Here is a 16,989-nt window from a genome sequence, read left to right as displayed (position 1 = left end):
GTGACCCGCCGGGCCGACGAGGTGCTGCGCCTGGTGCGGCGGGACATCGTGGCGGGCGTGCACCCCCCGGGTTCCCGGCTCACCGAGGCGTCGCTGACGAAGGCGTACGGCGGCTCCCGGGTGCCGGTCCGCGAGGCCCTCAAGCAGCTGGAGGTCGAGGGCTTCGTGACCTCGCGGGCGTACGCCGGCGTGACGGTCGCCCACATGCACGCGGACGAGGCCGCCGAGCTGTTCACGGTCCGGCGCACGATCGAGCAGATCACCGTGAAGCGCTGCGCCCAGCGGTTCCGGCGTACGCCGGACTCCCCCGAGGTGATCGCGTTCGGCGAGCAGCTCGAGCAGCTCGTGGTCACCGGCTGCGGGGCGGTCGAGCGGCCGGACCGCTCCGACCTGCCGCCGCTCAACACCGAGTTCCACCTGTCCCTGGCGGCGTTCAGCGGGAGCGCGTCGATGCTGTCGCTGCTGCGGCAGGTGTCCTCGAAGATCGAGTGGCTCTATGCGATGGACGTCGACGTGCGCGGTCCGCACTCCTGGACCGAGCACCGCGAGATCGCCGACGCGGTCCGCGCCGGACGGGTGGGCGACGCGGGGCGGCTGATGCGCCAGCACATCGCCAACTCGCTCGACGGCTACCTGCTGCGCCACACCCCCGGCCCCGGGTCCGCCCCGTGAGCGCGCCCGCCGACCGGATCTCGACCGGCCTGATGCTCGTGCTGTCCTTCGGCACGGGCGTCCTCGACGCGGCCACCTACCTCGGCCTGCACGGCGTGTTCACCGCCAACATGACCGGCAACGTCGTGTTCGTCGGTCTCGGCATCGCGGACGACGGGTCGGTGCCGCTGCTGCGGGCCTCGCTGGCGCTGGCGGGCTTCGTCGTCGGCGCCACGGTCATCGGCCTCGTGCAGCGTGGCCGGCAGGTCCAGCGCAACCGCGACACCGTGGCCGCGGTGACGTTCCTCGTCGCGGGCCTGCTCGTCGCGGGCACCGCCGCCGCCCTGTGGCGGGGCGACCTGTCCGAGCTGGTGCTGGACGCCGTGACCGGGGTGATCGCGTTCGCGATGGGAGCGCAGGCCGTCGCCGCCCGCCGGGTCGGCGTGGGCGACGTCTCCACGGTGGTGGTCACCTCCACGCTCGCCGGGATGGCCGCCGAGGCGCCGTGGACCGGCGGCGGCTCCGACGGGCGCACCACGCTGCGCCGCGCCGCCGCCGTCGTGTCGATGGGCGGGGGCGCCGTGGCCGGCGCCTTCCTGCTCCACCTCGGGATCGCCGTCCCCGTGGCCCTCAGCGCGGGGCTGCTGCTGGTCGTCGGGACGGTGGGTGTCGCCCGGGTCGGCCGCGCACGCAGGCGCGACCGGATCGCCGCGGCTGCCGGGTTCGCCGGGCAGCCGGACGAGCGGGTCCGCCGACCCGTGTCCTGACCCGCCGCGGCGCGGGGTTTGTGCCCCACGCCGGTCGGCGGCAGGATCGGCGGGTGCGCATCCTGTCGATCCAGTCCCACGTCGCCTACGGGCACGTCGGCAACTCCGCGGCTGTCTTCCCTCTGCAGCGTCTGGGCCACGAGGTCTGGCCCGTGCTGACGGTGAACTTCTCCAACCACACCGGTTACGGCGCCTGGCGAGGACCATTGATCGACCCCGCCGACGTCACCGACGTGGTGCAGGGGATCGAGGACCGCGAGGTGCTGCCGACCTGCGACGCGGTGCTGTCCGGCTACCAGGGCAGCCCCGCCGTCGCCGGCGTCATCGTCGACGCGGTCGCGCGGGTCAAGGCGGCCAACCCGCAGGCGACGTACACCTGCGACCCGGTGATGGGGAACGCGACGTCGGGCTGCTTCGTCGACCCGGAGATCCCGCCGATCATCCGGGAGCAGGTGGTTCCCGTCGCCGACGTCATCACCCCCAACCAGTTCGAGCTCGGCTTCCTCACCGGCACCGAGCCCTCGACCCTCGACGAGGTGCTCGAGAGCGCCGACCTGGCCCGCGCGATGGGTCCCTCGACGATCCTGGTCACCAGCGTGGAGACGGGCGAGGACACGATCGGCCTGATGGCCGTCGACGGCGACGGGGCGTGGCTGGTCGAGACGCCGCGGCTGCCGATGAAGGCCAACGGCTCGGGCGACATCACCGCCGCGCTGTTCACCGCCCACCTGCACGACACCGGGTCGGCGGCGCGGGCGCTGGAGCGCACGGTCAGCTCGGTCTTCGCCGTGCTGTCACGGACCCTGGAGTCCGGCGAGCGGGAGCTGCGGCTGGTCGCCGCCCAGGACGCCATCGCCCAGCCGGCCTGCGAGTTCGGGGCGCGTCGGCTGCGCTGAGCAACCCCGCGCTAGCGTGGAGGAGTGGACCTCCGGCCTGCCCCGCTGCGCTCGGCGCTGGTGGCTGCGGTCCTGCTGGCGGGTCTGTTCGCGATGCACGGGCTGACCCACCACGGCGAGCACCTCCCGACAGCGGCCGACCACTCCGCCGCCGCCGCACCGGCGCCGTCGGCCGTCGGTGGGCACGAGGATCCGGCACCGGGTGACGGCGGCGCGATGGCCCTCTGCCTGACGGTCCTGGTCGGGGCGACCCTGGTGTGGCTGGCCCGGGGCCGCCCCCGGCTCGGGCTGCTTCCGCTGCCCCGCCTGATGGGCTCCCGGGTCGTGGTGAGCCCACCGCCCGTACGCGCGCACGGCCCACCGGGCCGCTGGTCCCTCTCGGTCTGCCGGTGCTGAGGAGCCGGTCGCTCCGCGCGACCGGCACCCAGTCCTGCACACCTGACCCGAGAGGAACACCCATGACCACGTACCACCGCACCGCCGCGCTGCTCGCTGCCGCGACGCTGGCGCTGGCCGGCTGCAGCGACGACGACGACCCCGACGCCGCTGGCGGCACCGTCCCGGAGTCAGCGCCCTACAACGACGCCGACGTCGACTTCGCGACCGAGATGATCCCCCACCACGCCCAGGCGCTGATCATGGTCGACATGGCAGCGACCCGGGACGTGTCGCCCGAGTTCGGCAGCCTGCTCGAGCAGATCCGCGCTGCCCAGGCCCCCGAGATCGAGCAGATGAGCGACTGGCTCGTCGAGTGGGGCGAGCCGGTCCCCGACAACGCCCGCGACCACGGCGGGATGGGCGACGGGTCCGGGGAGGACATGCCCGGCATGATGGACCCCGACGACGTCGACGACCTGGGCTCGATGATGGGGTCGGGCTTCGAGGACCGCTGGCTCACGATGATGATCGAGCACCACGAGGGGGCGATCGAGATGTCCGAGGAGGAGCTCGCCGACGGCGAGTTCGACGAGGCCACCGACCTGGCCGGGAGCATCGTCGAGTCCCAGACCGCCGAGATCGAGCAGATGGAGCAGATGCTCGCGGGCTGACCGCCCCCATCGCCGCGTGTGCCTGAGGACGGCGCGGGGACCGTCCTCAGGCACACGCCACGGTCCGTGGAGCCGCGTAGGAGGATCGAACTCCTGACCTTCCGCTTACAAGGCGGGCGCTCTACCAGCTGAGCTAACGCGGCGCAGGGCGCGGCACATGCTAGCCCGGCCGACACCTAGGCTGACCCCGTGACCCACCTCGACGACTGGCCGGCCCTCGCCGAGCTCGCGGACCGGTACGGCGTCTCCCGGGAGTACTGGGACTGGCAGGGCCGACACGTCCCGGTGCCGGTGCCGACCGTGCAGGCGGTGCTCGGCGCGCTCGGCGTCGAGGCGACCACCGAGGAGTCGGTCCACGCCGCCCTGGCCGACCTCGACGAGGGGCCGTGGCGCCGGATGGTCCCCGTCGTCACCGTCGCCCGCGCCGGCCGGCCGGTCGACGTCCTCGCCCACGTCCCCCACGGCGACCTGCTGCAGGTCGAGGTCCGGACGGAGGAGGGCGACCTGGTCGCCGCCACCCAGGTCACCCACGACGTCGAGCCCCGCCAGGTCGGCGGCGTGCTCACCGGCGAGGCCCGCTTCGCCCTCCCCGCCGACCTCCCGACCGGCTACCACACGGTGCTCGGCCGCAGCGGTGGCCGGACGCAGGAGGGGCTGCTGGTCGTGGCACCCGACCGTCTCGAGCTGCCCGACGCGCTCGCCGGCCAGGTGTGGGGCCTGATGACCCAGCTCTACTCCGTCCGCTCGCGGCAGTCGTGGGGCATCGGCGACTTCGGCGACCTCGCCGGGCTGGCCCGGTGGGGCGCCGACCTCGGGGCCGACTTCGTGCTGGTCAACCCGCTGCACGCGGCCGAGCCGGTGCCACCGGTCGAGGACTCGCCGTACCTCCCGACGTCGCGGCGGTTCCTCAACCCGATCTACGTCCGCGTGGCCGACCTGCCCGAGGTGGCCGATCTCGACGAGGCCGCCCGCGCGCGGATCGACGCGTACGCCGCGGACCTCACCACCGACGCCGCCCTGCTCGACCGGCAGTCGGCGTACGCCGCCAAGCTCGCCGCCCTCGACCTGGTCCACGACGTCGCCCGCTCCCCCGAGCGCGAGGCGGCCTTCGCGGCGTTCCGCGAGGAGGAGGGCGAAGGGCTGCGCCAGTTCGCGGTGTGGTGCGCCCTCGCCGAGCACTACGCCGGTCAGGAGTGGCCCGCCGACCTGCAGGACCCGGCCGCCGACGAGGTCGCCGAGCTCGCCCGGACCCTCGCGGACCGGGTCGACTTCTTCACCTGGTTGCAGTGGGTGAGCGACCAGCAGCTCGCCGACGCCCAGGCCGCCGCCCGTGGCGCCGGCATGTCGATCGGGCTGATCACCGACCTGGCGGTGGGAGTGCACCCCTCCGGAGCCGAGGTCTGGACCCTCGGCCCCGCGCTGGCCCGCGGGGTCTCCGTCGGCGCCCCGCCCGACGCCTTCAACCAGATCGGCCAGAACTGGTCGCAGCCGCCGTGGCGGCCCGACGTGCTCGCCGAGCTCGGCTATGCCCCCTACCGCGCCGTGCTGCGGGCTGCCCTGCGTCACGCGGGCGGCCTCCGGATCGACCACGTGATGGGGCTGTTCCGGCTCTGGTGCATCCCCGACGGCGCCGCGCCGGCGCAGGGCGCGTACCTCCGCTACGACCACGAGGCGATGGTCTCGATCCTGCTGCTCGAGGCCCAGCGGGCAGGCGCCTTCGTCGTCGGCGAGGACCTCGGCGTGGTGGAGCCCTTCGTGCGCGACTACCTCGCCGACCGCGGCGTGCTCGGCACCTCGATCCTGTGGTTCGAGGTCGACGACGGGCAGCCCCGCCCGCCCGAGACCTGGCGCGAGCTGTGCCTGGCGACGGTGTCGACGCACGACCTGCCCCCGACCGCGGGCTACCTGCTCGGCGAGCACGTCCGGCTGCGTGAGTCGCTCGGCCTGCTGACCCGACCCCTCGAGGAGGAGCTGGCCGTCTCCGAGCGCGAGCGGGAGGTGTTCCTCGAGGAGCTGCGCCGCCGCGGGCTGCTCGCCGCCGATGCCGGGGAGCAGGAGACGGTCGAGGCGCTCCACGCGCTGCTCTCCGTGGCGCCGTCGCGGCTGCTGGGCGTGATGGTCTCGGACCTGGTCGGCGACCGACGTACGCAGAACCAGCCCGGCACCCACCGCGAGTACCCCAACTGGCAGGTGCCGCTCTCCGGACCCGACGGCAGCCCGCTGCTGCTGGAGGACCTGCCCGGCTCCGAGCGGGCGCGCAGGCTGGCCGCGACGCTCGACCTCGGCAAGCCCTAGTCTGGGTCCATGGCCCTCCGCATCGTGGCCAGCCGCCCCGACCCGGCGATCATCCGACTGCCCTGGTCGACGCCGCTGGAGGAGTGGACCGACGACTACGTCGTGCCGCTGCCCCGTGGCCTGTCACGCCACGTGGTGCGGATCGTGCGCCTCGGCGACCGGGTGTACGCCGTCAAGGAGACGGTCGAGGAGATCGCGTTCCGCGAGTACCGGCTGCTGCGCGACCTGCAGCGGATGGGACTGCCCGCCGTGGTCCCGCAGGGGGTCGTGACCGGCCGCGTCGACGAGCAGGGCGAGGAGCTGCCCGCGGCGCTCATGACCGAGCACCTGCGCTTCTCGCTCCCCTACCGGAGCCTCTTCTGCCACGGCCTCTCGGCGGAGAGCCTGCCGTCCCTGGTCGACGCCCTCGTCGTGCTGCTCGTCCGCCTGCACCTCGCGGAGTTCTACTGGGGCGACGTGTCGCTCTCCAACGTGCTCTTCCGCCGCAGCGCGGGCGGCTTCTCCGCCTACCTCGTCGACGCCGAGACCGGCGAGCTGCGGTCCAACCTGTCGGGCACGATGCGCGAGTACGACATCACCGTCGGCTGTGAGAACGTCTACGCCGAGCTGCTCGACCTGCAGGCCAGTGGCCAGCTCGACGAGCACGTCGACGCCTTCGACATCGTCGAGATGGTCGGCTCCCGCTACCACGCGCTGTGGGACGAGCTGACCGGCGAGGAGGAGTTCCCGGCCGGGGAGATGTGGCGGATCGAGCAGCGGATCGAGCGGCTCAACGATCTCGGCTTCGACGTCGACGAGCTCGACATCGTCACCGACTTCGACGGCGACCGGGTCCAGATCCAGCCCCGGGTGGTCGAGCTCGGCCACCACAGCCGCGAGCTGCAGGGCCTGACCGGCATGTACGCCGAGGAGGCCCAGGCCCGGCGGATGCTCAACGACATCGCGGCGTACGCCGTCGCGCACGACCTCGGCCGCGAGGACCGGGCGCTGGTGGCGAACCGGTGGCTCACCGAGGTCTACGAGCCGATCATGGCGATGGTGCCCCCGAGCGCCCGCGGCAAGCTCGAGCCGGCCGAGATCTTCCACGAGATCCTCGTGCACCGGTGGTACCTCTCCGAGCGAGCCGGCCGCGAGGTCGGGATCCTCGAGGCAGCGTCCGACTACATCGCCAACGAGCTCACCAAGAAGCCCGAGGAGGCGGTGGCCAGTCCGGCGGCCGGGGAGGCCGAGCTGCTCGGCTCAGCGGAGTAGGTCGCGCCCGACGACCATCCGCTGGATCTGGTTGGTGCCCTCGAAGATCTGGGTGACCTTGGCGTCGCGGAAGAGCCGCTCCACGGGGTAGTCGCGCGTGTAGCCGTTCCCGCCGAGCACCTGCACGGCGTCGGTCGTCACCCGCATCGCGGTGTCGGTCGCCGTCAGCTTGGCGATGCTCGCCTGCCGGGAGAACGACTTGCCGGAGTCCTTGAGCCGCGCGGCGTGGAGGTAGGTGGCGCGGGCCCGCTCGACCTCCGCCCCCATCTCCGCCAGCAGGAACTGCATCCCCTGGAAGTCGCCGATCGCCTGCCCGAACTGCACGCGCTCGCGGGCGTACGCGACGGCGTGGGCCAGCGCGGCCTGGGCGATGCCGGTGGCGACGGCCGCGATGCCGAGGCGGCCGGCGTCGAGCGCGGAGAGCGCCACGCGCATGCCGTCGCCCTCCTCGCCGATCCGCTGGGCGACGGGGATCCGCGCGCCCTCGAAGATCACCTGGGTGGTGACGTCGCAGGCCAGGCCCATCTTCTTCTCCGGCGCCCCGAAGGACATGCCCTCGGTGCCGTCGGTGACCACGAACGCGGAGAGCCCACGGCGCGGGTCGTCGCCGGTCCGCGCGAAGAGGATGTAGTAGTCGGCGCAGGAGCCGTTGCTGATCCACTGCTTGGTGCCGTGGACGACGTACTCCTCACCGTCGCGGGCCGCCTTCGTACGGATCCCGCTGACGTCGGAGCCGGCCTGCGGCTCGGAGAGGCAGTAGGCGCCGAGCCAGTCGCCGCCGAGCATCCGCGGCAACCACTCGGCCTGCTGCTCGGAGGCTGCGTTCGCGGCCACGACGGTGGCGGTCAGGCTGTGGACGCTGGTGCCGACGGCCACGCTGGGCCACGCGGTCGCGATCTCCTCGACGACCTGGAGGTAGACCTCGTACGGCTGTCCGCCCCCACCGTGCTCCTCCGCAAAGGGCAGGCTCAGCAGCCCGGACTTGCCGAGCAGCCGGTAGGCGGCCTCCGGGAACTCCGCCCGCTCCTCGGCCTCGGCGACCTGCGGTGCGAGCTCCTTGGTGGCGATGTCGCGGGTGAGCGCCAGCAGCGCCTCCGCCTCCTCGGTCGGCAGCAGCCGCTCCACGTCCGTGCTCACCCGGCCACCCTAGTCCCCCGCCCCACCCCGGTGGTCCGCCGCCGGATGCATCACGAACGACGGCCGGATGATGACTCGCGCGGCGGACTATCGAGCCTCGGCCGCCGGCTCGTAGGACAGCGGCACGAAGCTGCTGACGACGAACTGGCCGTTGGTCTGGAGCACGACCGGCTGGATGCCGACCGGGCGCCCCTCGGCGTAGGTGATGAGCGAGACGGTGGCGTCGCGTCGCGGCTTCGAGCCGATCGCGATGGCGTACGCCGCCCCGCCGGTCGTGCCGGTGGTGAAGGAGTAGCCCACCTGGCCCTCCGGCCCCTCGACCCGGTCGGGGCCGATCCGCACGTGCACGTGCCCGCCGACGACCAGGTCGACGCAGCCGCGCTCGAGGGCGGGCTGGGCGAGGTCGGTGTCGTGCACGAGGGCGGTCGAGACCCGCTCCTCGGCGGCGCAGATCTCGTCGCTGAGCCGCGTGGCCACCTCGTCGAACCCCAGGTCCGTCTCGTCCCGCCAGTTGCCGAGCCCGCTGGCGCGCGGGTCGTCGGCGCCGATCAGCGGCGCCCCGCCCGGCCCCTCCACCACCGACCCGTCGAGCATCTCCCACCCGCGGTCGGCGAGGTAGTCGCGCACGAAGGTGCCGTTGTCGTGGTTGCCGGCGACGCCGTAGCGGTCGTAGCCCTCGAACGCCTCGCTCACCGAGTCGAGGCTGAAGGCCTCCCAGCTCTTGCCGGTGGAGGTGTCGTCGCCGGCGTCGAAGACCGCGGTGGCGCCGGCGCGGTCGCCGATCGCCCGCGCGACCCGGTCCATGCCGATGTTGTCGTGCCGGTCGGAGACCAGGACCACCACGGTCTCGCCCTCCTCGGGCTCGCGCAGCGGGAGGTCACCGGCCGCGACGGCGGCCTCGTCGTAGAACTCCTTGCTCCGCTCGTACGTCGAGATCGCGCTCAGCACGAGCCGACGCGACTCGACCACGGTCGAGTCCGAGCGGACCTCGACCCCGCTGACCGACTCCGGCACCGTGACCTCGCCGTCGAGGAACTCGGCCAGCGAGACCCACGTCCGCTCCTCGTCGACGCTCGGCTCGTCGGGCTGCCAGGGCTCCCAGACGAGCACCCCGGCCACGACCAGGGCGACCCCGACGGCGATGCCTCGACGGCTGCGCGCGCCTCGCCACAGCTCCTGACGACGCGCGGGTCCCACCAGCAGCCAGACCACCACCGGGACGAGCCCGATCAGGGTGCCGCGAACCGCCGCGTCGTAGGCCATGTCGGCGACGGCGTCGCGGGCCTTGGCCACCGAGCCCTCGGGCTGGCCGGCGATGAAGGCGTACCGGTCGACCAGCTCGCCCGGGGACTCCGCCGTCGTCTTGCCCAGCTCGACGTCGATCCCGATCGGGCTGCCCGAGTCGAGCCGGAGGTCGGGGAAGACCGGGCCGGTGTGGAGCACGACCCAGCCGTCGAGCGTCGGCCGCACGACCGAGTCGTGGCTGGCCAGCACGATGTCGCGGCTGGAGCTGGTGAAGATGGCGAGCCCGCTCGACACGGCCACCACGAACCAGACCCCGGCCAGGCCGAAGCCTCGCAGGAGCCGGGCGGTCATGCCACCACCGTACGAGGTCAGGCCCGGGCCCGAGCGATCGCGTAGAGGGTGACCGAGGCGGCGACGCCGGCGTTGAGCGACTCGAGCGAGTTGGCCATCGGGATCGACACCAGCTGGTCGCAGGTCTCGGCCACGAGCCGCGACAGCCCGCCGCCCTCGGCGCCCACGACGACCACGAGCGGTCCGTCGGCGAGGTCGAGCTCGGGGAGCTGCACGTCGCCGTCGGCGGCCAGGCCGATCACCATGCAGCCGGCCTCCTGGTAGGCCTTGAGCTGCCGGACGATGTTGACGGTCTGGGCGACAGGGAGCCGCGCGGCCGCGCCGGCGCTGGTCTTCCACGCCGACGCGGTCATGCCGGCGGCACGGCGCTCCGCGACCACGACGCCGTGGGCGCCGAAGCCGGCCGCGCTGCGGACGACCGCACCGAGGTTGCGCGGGTCGGTGACCGAGTCGAGGACGACGATGAGGGGCGGCTCGCCGATCTCCTGCGCGCGGACGAGCAGGTCGTCGGGGTGGGCGTACTCGTAGGCCGGGATCCGCGCGGCGAGGCCCTGGTGGACCGCACCGTCGGTGAGCCGGTCGAGCTCGTTGCGGCTGACCTCGAGCAGGCTGGTTCCCTGGTCCGACGCCAGCCGGAACGCCTCCCGGAGCCGGCCGTCGCGCTCGGCGCCCTCGGCGACGTAGACGCCACTGACCGGGATCCCGGCGCGCAGCGCCTCGACGACCGAGTTGCGACCTGCCACCCACTCGGCGTCACCGCCGGTCTTGCGACGCGGACGGGCCTGCGACCGCTCGGCCTGCCGGGCGGCCTTGTAGGCCTTGTGGTTGGGGCGGTCCTTGGCCTTCGGCGTCGGCCCCTTGCCCTCCAGGCCGCGCTTGACCCGGCCGCCGGACCCGGCGGTCGGCTTCTTGGAGCTCTTGCGGATCGAGCCCTTCCGCTGGCTGTTCCCTGCCATCACACGCTCCACTTCGGGCCGTCGGGGGTGTCCTCGATCTCGATGCCGGCGCTCTTGATCCGGTCCCGGATCGCGTCGGCGCGTGCCCAGTCCTTGTCGGCGCGCGCCTGCGCGCGCTCCTCGAGCAGGCCCTGGACGAGGGCGTCCACGACACCGGTCAACCGGTCATCAACCCGGCTGTCGGTGAAGTCCGACCTGCTGAGGCCGAGGACGTCGAGCATCTGGGCGACCTCCACGAAGCGGCTCGACAGCGCCTCGGACGGTCCGTCGGGAAGCAGGCGGTTGCCCTCCCGCACCGTGTCGTGCAGCACCGCGATCGCAGCCGGGGTCCCCAGGTCGTCGTCCATGGCGTCGGCGAACGCCTGCGGGATCCGGGTGGCGTACCAGCCGTCGTCGACCAGGGGCTTGGCGCGATCCAGGAAGGACTCGATCCGGCGGAACGACGTCGCTGCCTCGTGCAGCGCGTCGAAGGAGAACTCGACCATCGAGCGGTAGTGGGCGCTCACCATGTAGAAGCGCAGCTCGATGCCCCGCACCTGCTCGAGCACCTTGGGCACCAGCAGCGAGTTGCCGAGCGACTTGCTCATCTTCTCGCCGGAGGTGGTGATCCAGGCGTTGTGGAGCCAGTACGACGCGAACGGGTCACCCGCCGCGCGCGACTGCGCCTGCTCGTTCTCGTGGTGCGGGAAGCGCAGGTCGACGCCGCCGCCGTGGATGTCGAAGGCCGCTCCGAGGTACTTCCGCGCCATCGCGGAGCACTCGATGTGCCAGCCCGGCCGCCCCGGGCCGTGGGACGAGGGCCAGGCCGCGGTCTCCGGCTCGCTGTCCTTCTTCCACCCCTTCCAGAGGGCGAAGTCGCGCGGGTCGCGCTTGCCACGCGGGTCGGCATCGGTGGCCGGTTCCATGTCGTCGAGCTTCTGCCGCGTGAGCTCCCCGTACGCCGGCCAGGACCGGACGTCGAAGTAGACGTCGCCGGACCCGTCCTCGGCGGCGTAGGCGTGGCCCTTGGCGACCAGCCGGTCGATCAGCTCCAGGATCTCGGGGACGTGCCCGGTCGCGCCCGGCTCGTAGGTCGGGGGCAGCACGTTGATCGAGGCCAGCGCCCGGTCGAGCTCGCGGTGCATGTCGTAGGCGAGGTTGAACCATGGCCTGCCCTGCTCGGCGGCCTTGCTCAGGATCTTGTCGTCGATGTCGGTGACGTTCCGGATGAACGTGACGTCGTAGCCCTGGTGGGTGAGCCACCGGCGCAGCACGTCGAAGTTGACCGCCGACCGCACGTGGCCGACGTGGGGCTCGGACTGGACCGTCAGGCCGCACACGTAGATGCCCGCCTTCCCCTCCTCGAGGGGGACGAAGTCGCGGACCTCGCGGGTCGCGGTGTCGTGGAGCCTGAGAGTCACCCGGCTGATTCTAGGGGCGCGGGGCGTCCCGACCACGATCGGCGGCGGTGGTCACGGTTGTGTGACGCGTGGGACAGGAGTGGCGATCTCGCCGTACCCTCGAGCGGTGTCCCCTCGACTGATCCGCACCCTGCTGCCCGGTCTCGCCCTCGCGCTGGCCGCGCCGCTGCTCGCCACGACCCCCGCCGAGGCGGCGCCGCCGCGGCGCAAGATCACCTACGCGGAGTGGCGCAGCAGCGACCTCGCCGCCGGCACCCTCGCGGGTGCGGCGCTCCGCAAGGGCCAGGTCCGCATCACCGACCCGGTCGCCACCCGGACCTACGGCGGCGACACCTACCAGGTCGGTCGGTGGACCTCCCCGTGGTCGACCCCCGGCTTCTCGCTCACCGAGCTGATCGCCTCCTGGCAGGCCAGCACCCCGGGCAACTCCTGGATCGAGATCGAGGTGCGCGGCCGACGTGCCGACGGCACGCGCTCCTCGTGGGACGTCCTGGGCCGGTGGGCCGCCGGTGACGGTCACGTCGACCGCGGCACGGTCAACGGCCAGTCCGACGACCTCGGCAGCGTGGCGACCGACACCTGGCGAACGTCCGGGGTCGCGTCCTGGCAGCTGCGGGTCAACCTGATGAAGGCCGGCGCCAGGTCGCCCGGGCTGCGGGCCGTCGGTGCGATGGCCTCACGGCTCCCCGACGTCAACGGCGTGGCGACCTCGGCTCCGGGGCGCGCCGCCCGTGGCGTCGTCCTCGACGTGCCCTCGTACTCCCAGATGGTCCACAGCGGCCACTACCCCCGCTGGGGTGGCGGCGGGCAGGCGTGGTGCTCGCCGACCTCCACGTCGATGGTGCTCGGCCACTACGGCGCGCTCCCGCGCCCGCGGACCTACCGCTGGGTCCCCGACGACCACCCGCAGCCGTGGGTCGACCTCGCCGCGCGCCGGACCTTCGACCACGCCTACGACGGCACCGGGAACTGGCCCTTCAACACGGCGTACGCCGCGGAGCGCACGGGTGGTCCCGCCTTCGTCACGCGCCTGAAGAGCCTGCGCCAGGCCGAGCGGTTCATCGTCAGGGGGATCCCGCTCGTGGCGTCGATCTCCTTCAGCGCGGGGGAGCTCGACGGGGCGCCGATCTCCTCGACCAACGGCCACCTGCTGGTGATCGTCGGCTTCCGCCAGAACGGCGACGTCGTGGTCAACGACCCGGCTGCGAAGACCAACGCGGGCGTCCGCCGGACCTACGACCGCGGCCAGTTCGAGGACGTCTGGCTGCCGACGTCCGGCGGGCTGGTCTACGTGATCACCGACGCCGAGCACCCGCTGCCCGGGGGCAAGTCCCCCAACTGGTGAGGGTCAGCCCTCGGCCGTGATCTCCACGGTGTGCCAGCCGGTGGCGCCGTCGGGCACGACGTCCCGCTCGACACCGGTCTGCACCTCGCCCGCCTTGCTGGTCGCCCGCACGCGCAGGACGTGGGCACCGGGCTCCATCGGGACCGAGCCGGCCCACTGCACCCAGGTGTCGTCGGTGGGCGGGGAGGCGATCTCCACGGGCAGCCACGCGCCGCCGTCCACGGAGACCTCGACCCCGCTGATGCCGACCTGCTGCGCCCACGCGACGCCACCGACGCGGACCGCACCGGCGGGCACGTCGTCGCCGGAGCGCGGTACGTCGATGCGCGACGCGAGCCGCACCGGTGCCTGCTCGGCCCAGCCCTTGCCGGTCCAGTAGGCCTCGATCCGGTCGAAGCGGGTCACCTCCAGGTCGACCACCCACTTGGTCGCCGACACGAAGCCGTAGAGCCCGGGGACGATGGTGCGGACCGGGAAGCCGTGCTCGATGGGCAGCGGCCGGCCGTTCATCGCCAGCGCCAGCATCGCGTCGCGGTCGTCGGTGAGGGCGGCGAGCGGGGTGCCGCAGGTCCAGCCGTCCTCCGAGGTCTGCAGCACGGCGTCGGCCTCGGGGAGCACCCCTGCCCTCTCGAGCAGCTCCGCCAGGCGTACACCGCTCCACCAGGCGTTGCCGATCAGGTTGCCGCCCACCGGGTTGGAGACGCAGTTGAGCGTCACCCACGCCTCGGTCAACCGGTGGTCGACGAGGTCCTGGTAGTTGAGCACGACCTCGTTCTCGACCAGGCCGTGGATGCGCAGCCGCCACTTGTCCGGCTCGATGGTCGGGAGCGTGATGGCGGTGTGGATCAGGTAGAAGTCCTCCTCGGAGGTCTGCCACGGGCTCACGCCTGCCAGCCCGATCCGGGCCGCGTGCGGGACCCGGGGCTCGCTCACCCCGGGCAGCCGCAGCAGCGCGCGCGCCTCCTCCACGTTGCGGCGGCCGCGACCGACCACCCGGCCGAGACCCGTGAGCCCGACGGCGAGCACCGCGACCGTCGAGGCGCCCAGCACGAAGCCGCGCCGCGATCCGGCGGCCGCGACCTCCCCCGTCGGGGCGGTGGTCGCCGGCTCGTCGCGGAACCGCCGCGTCAGCAGCTCCAGGGTCGCCACCCAGGTGATGAAGCCGACGACGAGCGGGACGTACGCCACGGGAGGCACCGCGTCCTGGACGGCGACCGCGGCGACGCCGATCCCGGCCAGCAGCACCCAGCCGACGAGGGCTGCCCACCGCCAGCGCGCCGCCAGCGCGCCGATCGCCGCGAAGGCCAGCGCGAGCACGACGAGGATGCCGACGATGAGCACCGGCTTGTCCCAGACGCCGAGCTGCTGGATGCCCCACTCGACGAGCGTGCCGGGGCTCAGCTGGATCACGGTCTCGGCCACGGCGACGACCGGGGTGTCGCGCACGGCGAGGAGCGCGGCGACGAAGTAGCTGGTCGCGAGCCCGGCCAGCCCGGCCACGAGACCGGACACCGGCCACGCCCAGCGGTGTGTGCTCACGGTGTCGATTGTCTCTCAGGCATGATCATCGCGTGAATCCCACGCTCCGGATCGGTGTCGGCACCGACGTCCACCGTCTCGTCGACGGGGTCCCGATGCACCTCGCCGGACTCGCCTGGCCCGAGGAGCCGCAGGGCCTCGAGGGCCACTCCGACGCCGACGTGGCCGCCCATGCGGCGTGCGACGCGCTGCTGTCGGCCAGCGGCCTGGGCGACCTCGGGAGCAACTTCGGTACGGCGGAGCCCCGCTGGGCCGGGGCGTCCGGGACGGACCTGCTGGCGGAGACCGCCCGGCGGCTGCGCGAGGCGGGCTGGGAGATCGGCAACGTGGCCGTGCAGGTGATCGGCAACCGGCCCCGGCTGGGCCCGCGCCGGGGCGAGGCCGAGGACGCGCTGGGCGCAGCGGCCGGCGCCCCGGTCACGGTCTCGGCCACGACGACCGACGGGCTCGGCCTCACCGGCCGCGGCGAGGGCGTTGCCGCGATCGCGACCGCCCTCGTGCAGCGAGCGGACTGAGCCTCGCACAGGCGTACCGGCGCCGGGGCGGTCCCTGCACCTCCCGGGTGTGGCAACGTCCGGGAAGTGCACGACAACGGCCCCCGGGAGTTCCCGGGGGCCGTGCCATGAGGTGGTGCAGGGTCAGGAAGCGAGGACCTCGTCGAGGATCGCCTCTGCCTTGTCCTCGTTGGTGTGCTCGGCCAGGGCCAGCTCCGAGACCAGGATCTGTCGCGCCTTGGCCAGCATCCGCTTCTCGCCTGCGGAGAGGCCACGGTCACGCTCACGGCGCCAGAGGTCGCGGACGACCTCGGACACCTTCATCACGTCTCCGCTGTGCAGCTTCTCCAGGTTGGCCTTGTAGCGACGCGACCAGTTGGTCGGCTCCTCGACGTGCGCGGCACGGAGGATGTCGAACACACGGTCGAGACCCTCCTTGTCGACGACGTCGCGAACGCCCACCAGGTCGAGGTTGCAGGCCGGGACCCTCACGACGAGATCCTGCTGGGCGACGATCCGCAGGACGAGGTACTGCCGGTCCTCTCCCTTGATCTTCCGCATCTCGATGTCTTCGATGACTGCGGCTCCGTGATTCGGGTAAACAACCGTTTCGCCGACGGTGAAAGTCATATGTCAAGTACCCCTTTCCAGGTGACCAGTCTAACACGGCCCCGGGAGTGCTCCCGCCACGTTTGCGCAGGTCAGAGGCCCAATGCGGGCTTGACAGAACACGTGTTCGTGTGGTGGAGCCCGAGCCCCGGCTCGCCGGGTGCCCGAACCTGCTGCCACGGAGGGGTGCGTGGTCGATACTGCCTGCCATGGACGGGACCACCACCGCGGACGGGCCGCCGCGGCGGCGTACGCAGCGCTCGTGGCGCTCGTGGCGCCCCGTCGCCATGGTGCAGGCGGCGCACCCCCGGCTCGGCCTGCTGAGCGCCCTCGGGCTCGCCGGCGGCGCCGCCCTCAGCGGCCGCCCCACGCGGGAGGTCGCCATGGTGCTCGCGACCGCAGTGGTCGGCCAGGCGGTCCTCGGCTGGCACAACGACCTCGTCGACAGGGAGCGCGACACCGCCCACGACCGGCAGGACAAGCCCCTGGCGCAGGGGCGGCTCGACCCGGGTTCGATGTGGTTCTGGCTCGCGGTCGGCGTGCTGCTCGTGGTGCCGCTGGCGGTCTTCCACGGCCTGTGGGCGGCCGGCGCCTACCTCGGCGCCCTCGTCCTCGGCCTGGTCGGCAACGTCGTGCTGCGCCGCGGGATGCTCTCGTGGCTGACGTGGGCGGCGTCGTACGCCCTCTATCCCGCATTCCTCGCCTACGGCGGCTGGGGCGGCGTCGGCCGGGAGGCCCCGCCGGAGGTCGCGATGACCTTCCTCGCCGCCCTGCTCGGCGTCTGCGTGCACGTGCTGGCCGCGCTCCCGGGCCTGGTGGCCGACAACGAGGACGGGCTGCGCCACCTGCCGCTGCGGCTCGCGCTCCGCATCGGGGCACCCCGGCTGCTGTGGGCGACGCTGGTCGCGACGGCGCTCGTGCTGGCAGCGCTGCTGGGGACCGGCGCCCGCGTCGGGCTGACGCAGTGACCTGACCGGACGGAGGGCCGCCCACGACCGTTAGCA

At 73.1% G+C, this 16,989-nt stretch carries 16 protein-coding genes and 1 tRNA gene; 10 read left to right on the top strand and 7 right to left on the bottom strand.

Annotated features, from left to right (window positions below; genetic code table 11):
- From EXE57_RS15105 to EXE57_RS15085, 5 genes are all read left to right on the top strand, one after another.
- Entirely contained in the window at positions 1-672 is a 672-nt protein-coding gene (locus EXE57_RS15105; protein ID WP_208542869.1) for a GntR family transcriptional regulator, read from the top strand.
- Positions 669-1,418 carry a YoaK family protein gene (locus EXE57_RS15100; protein ID WP_135078892.1) on the top strand — a complete coding sequence of 250 codons (750 nt, stop codon included), beginning with the start codon at positions 669-671 and terminating at the stop codon, positions 1,416-1,418. The genes EXE57_RS15105 and EXE57_RS15100 overlap by 4 nt, the downstream gene beginning before the upstream one ends.
- Positions 1,419-1,471: 53 nt before the next feature.
- The gene (pdxY, locus tag EXE57_RS15095) at positions 1,472-2,314 is read left to right on the top strand and encodes a pyridoxal kinase PdxY (protein WP_135078890.1); all 843 of its coding nucleotides are present in this window, start codon (positions 1,472-1,474) and stop codon (positions 2,312-2,314) included.
- 24 nt (positions 2,315-2,338) lie between these two features.
- Complete coding sequence (locus EXE57_RS15090; RefSeq protein ID WP_135078888.1) at positions 2,339-2,710, top strand: hypothetical protein; 372 nt, start codon at positions 2,339-2,341, stop codon at positions 2,708-2,710.
- A 62-nt stretch (positions 2,711-2,772) separates the two neighbouring features.
- Positions 2,773-3,363 (top strand): DUF305 domain-containing protein, encoded by a 591-nt coding sequence (locus EXE57_RS15085; protein ID WP_135078886.1) that lies wholly within the window; start codon positions 2,773-2,775, stop codon positions 3,361-3,363.
- Between the two features lie 67 nt (positions 3,364-3,430).
- Here the strand turns inward: EXE57_RS15085 and EXE57_RS15080 are convergent.
- Positions 3,431-3,506, bottom strand: a tRNA-Thr gene (locus EXE57_RS15080).
- A 46-nt stretch (positions 3,507-3,552) separates the two neighbouring features.
- On the opposite strand from EXE57_RS15080, the gene malQ reads away from it, so the two are divergent.
- Positions 3,553-5,658 (top strand): 4-alpha-glucanotransferase, encoded by a 2,106-nt coding sequence (gene malQ, locus EXE57_RS15075; protein WP_135078884.1) that lies wholly within the window; start codon positions 3,553-3,555, stop codon positions 5,656-5,658.
- 9 nt (positions 5,659-5,667) lie between these two features.
- Positions 5,668-6,909, top strand: coding sequence for a DUF4032 domain-containing protein (locus EXE57_RS15070; RefSeq protein WP_135078883.1), 1,242 nt, complete (start codon positions 5,668-5,670; stop codon positions 6,907-6,909).
- On the opposite strand, the gene EXE57_RS15065 is transcribed toward EXE57_RS15070, so the two are convergent.
- The 4 genes from EXE57_RS15065 to cysS form a co-directional block, all read right to left on the bottom strand.
- Positions 6,898-8,046, bottom strand: coding sequence for an acyl-CoA dehydrogenase family protein (locus tag EXE57_RS15065; protein ID WP_244246859.1), 1,149 nt, complete (start codon positions 8,044-8,046; stop codon positions 6,898-6,900). The genes EXE57_RS15070 and EXE57_RS15065 overlap by 12 nt on opposite strands.
- Positions 8,047-8,133: 87 nt before the next feature.
- Positions 8,134-9,642: a metallophosphoesterase gene (locus tag EXE57_RS15060; protein ID WP_135078881.1), complete on the bottom strand. Its 1,509-nt coding sequence runs from the start codon at positions 9,640-9,642 to the stop codon at positions 8,134-8,136.
- A gap of 17 nt (positions 9,643-9,659) precedes the next feature.
- Positions 9,660-10,598, bottom strand: coding sequence for a 23S rRNA (guanosine(2251)-2'-O)-methyltransferase RlmB (gene rlmB / locus EXE57_RS15055; protein ID WP_135078879.1), 939 nt, complete (start codon positions 10,596-10,598; stop codon positions 9,660-9,662).
- Entirely contained in the window at positions 10,598-11,998 is a 1,401-nt protein-coding gene (gene cysS, locus EXE57_RS15050; RefSeq protein ID WP_135078877.1) for a cysteine--tRNA ligase, read from the bottom strand. Before cysS ends, rlmB begins: the two co-directional genes overlap by 1 nt.
- 106 nt (positions 11,999-12,104) lie before the next feature.
- Here cysS and EXE57_RS15045 point away from each other — a divergent pair, with 106 nt between their 5' ends.
- Positions 12,105-13,343 carry a C39 family peptidase gene (locus EXE57_RS15045; RefSeq protein WP_244246858.1) on the top strand — a complete coding sequence of 413 codons (1,239 nt, stop codon included), beginning with the start codon at positions 12,105-12,107 and terminating at the stop codon, positions 13,341-13,343.
- Positions 13,344-13,346: 3 nt separating this feature from the next.
- Here the strand turns inward: EXE57_RS15045 and EXE57_RS15040 are convergent, their stop codons facing one another.
- Positions 13,347-14,882 (bottom strand): molybdopterin-dependent oxidoreductase, encoded by a 1,536-nt coding sequence (locus EXE57_RS15040; RefSeq protein ID WP_135078873.1) that lies wholly within the window; start codon positions 14,880-14,882, stop codon positions 13,347-13,349.
- Positions 14,883-14,977: 95 nt separating this feature from the next.
- Here EXE57_RS15040 and ispF point away from each other — a divergent pair, with 95 nt between their 5' ends.
- The gene (ispF, locus tag EXE57_RS15035; RefSeq protein WP_425271714.1) at positions 14,978-15,397 is read left to right on the top strand and encodes a 2-C-methyl-D-erythritol 2,4-cyclodiphosphate synthase; all 420 of its coding nucleotides are present in this window, start codon (positions 14,978-14,980) and stop codon (positions 15,395-15,397) included.
- A 123-nt stretch (positions 15,398-15,520) separates the two neighbouring features.
- Here the strand turns inward: ispF and EXE57_RS15030 are convergent, their stop codons facing one another.
- Positions 15,521-16,006: a CarD family transcriptional regulator gene (locus tag EXE57_RS15030; RefSeq protein WP_135078869.1), complete on the bottom strand. Its 486-nt coding sequence runs from the start codon at positions 16,004-16,006 to the stop codon at positions 15,521-15,523.
- 188 nt (positions 16,007-16,194) lie between these two features.
- On the opposite strand from EXE57_RS15030, the gene EXE57_RS15025 reads away from it, so the two are divergent.
- Positions 16,195-16,953 (top strand): UbiA family prenyltransferase, encoded by a 759-nt coding sequence (locus EXE57_RS15025; protein ID WP_135078867.1) that lies wholly within the window; start codon positions 16,195-16,197, stop codon positions 16,951-16,953.
- The last annotated feature ends 36 nt before the right edge of the window (positions 16,954-16,989 follow it).

Origin of the sequence: Nocardioides euryhalodurans (genome assembly GCF_004564375.1) — a bacterium.
GTDB classification, from domain to species: Bacteria; Actinomycetota; Actinomycetes; order Propionibacteriales; family Nocardioidaceae; genus Nocardioides; species Nocardioides euryhalodurans.
This window is presented reverse-complemented; position numbering and strand designations above follow the sequence as displayed.

Coding starts and splice junctions, on each gene's coding strand:
- EXE57_RS15085 (WP_135078886.1), top strand. CDS start 2,773: ATGACCACGTACCACCGCACCGCCGCGCTGCTCGCTGCCGCGACGCTG.
- EXE57_RS15070 (WP_135078883.1), top strand. CDS start 5,668: ATGGCCCTCCGCATCGTGGCCAGCCGCCCCGACCCGGCGATCATCCGA.
- EXE57_RS15060 (WP_135078881.1), bottom strand. CDS start 9,642: ATGACCGCCCGGCTCCTGCGAGGCTTCGGCCTGGCCGGGGTCTGGTTC.
- rlmB (WP_135078879.1), bottom strand. CDS start 10,598: ATGGCAGGGAACAGCCAGCGGAAGGGCTCGATCCGCAAGAGCTCCAAG.
- ispF (WP_425271714.1), top strand. CDS start 14,978: ATGCACCTCGCCGGACTCGCCTGGCCCGAGGAGCCGCAGGGCCTCGAG.
- EXE57_RS15030 (WP_135078869.1), bottom strand. CDS start 16,006: ATGACTTTCACCGTCGGCGAAACGGTTGTTTACCCGAATCACGGAGCC.
- EXE57_RS15025 (WP_135078867.1), top strand. CDS start 16,195: ATGGACGGGACCACCACCGCGGACGGGCCGCCGCGGCGGCGTACGCAG.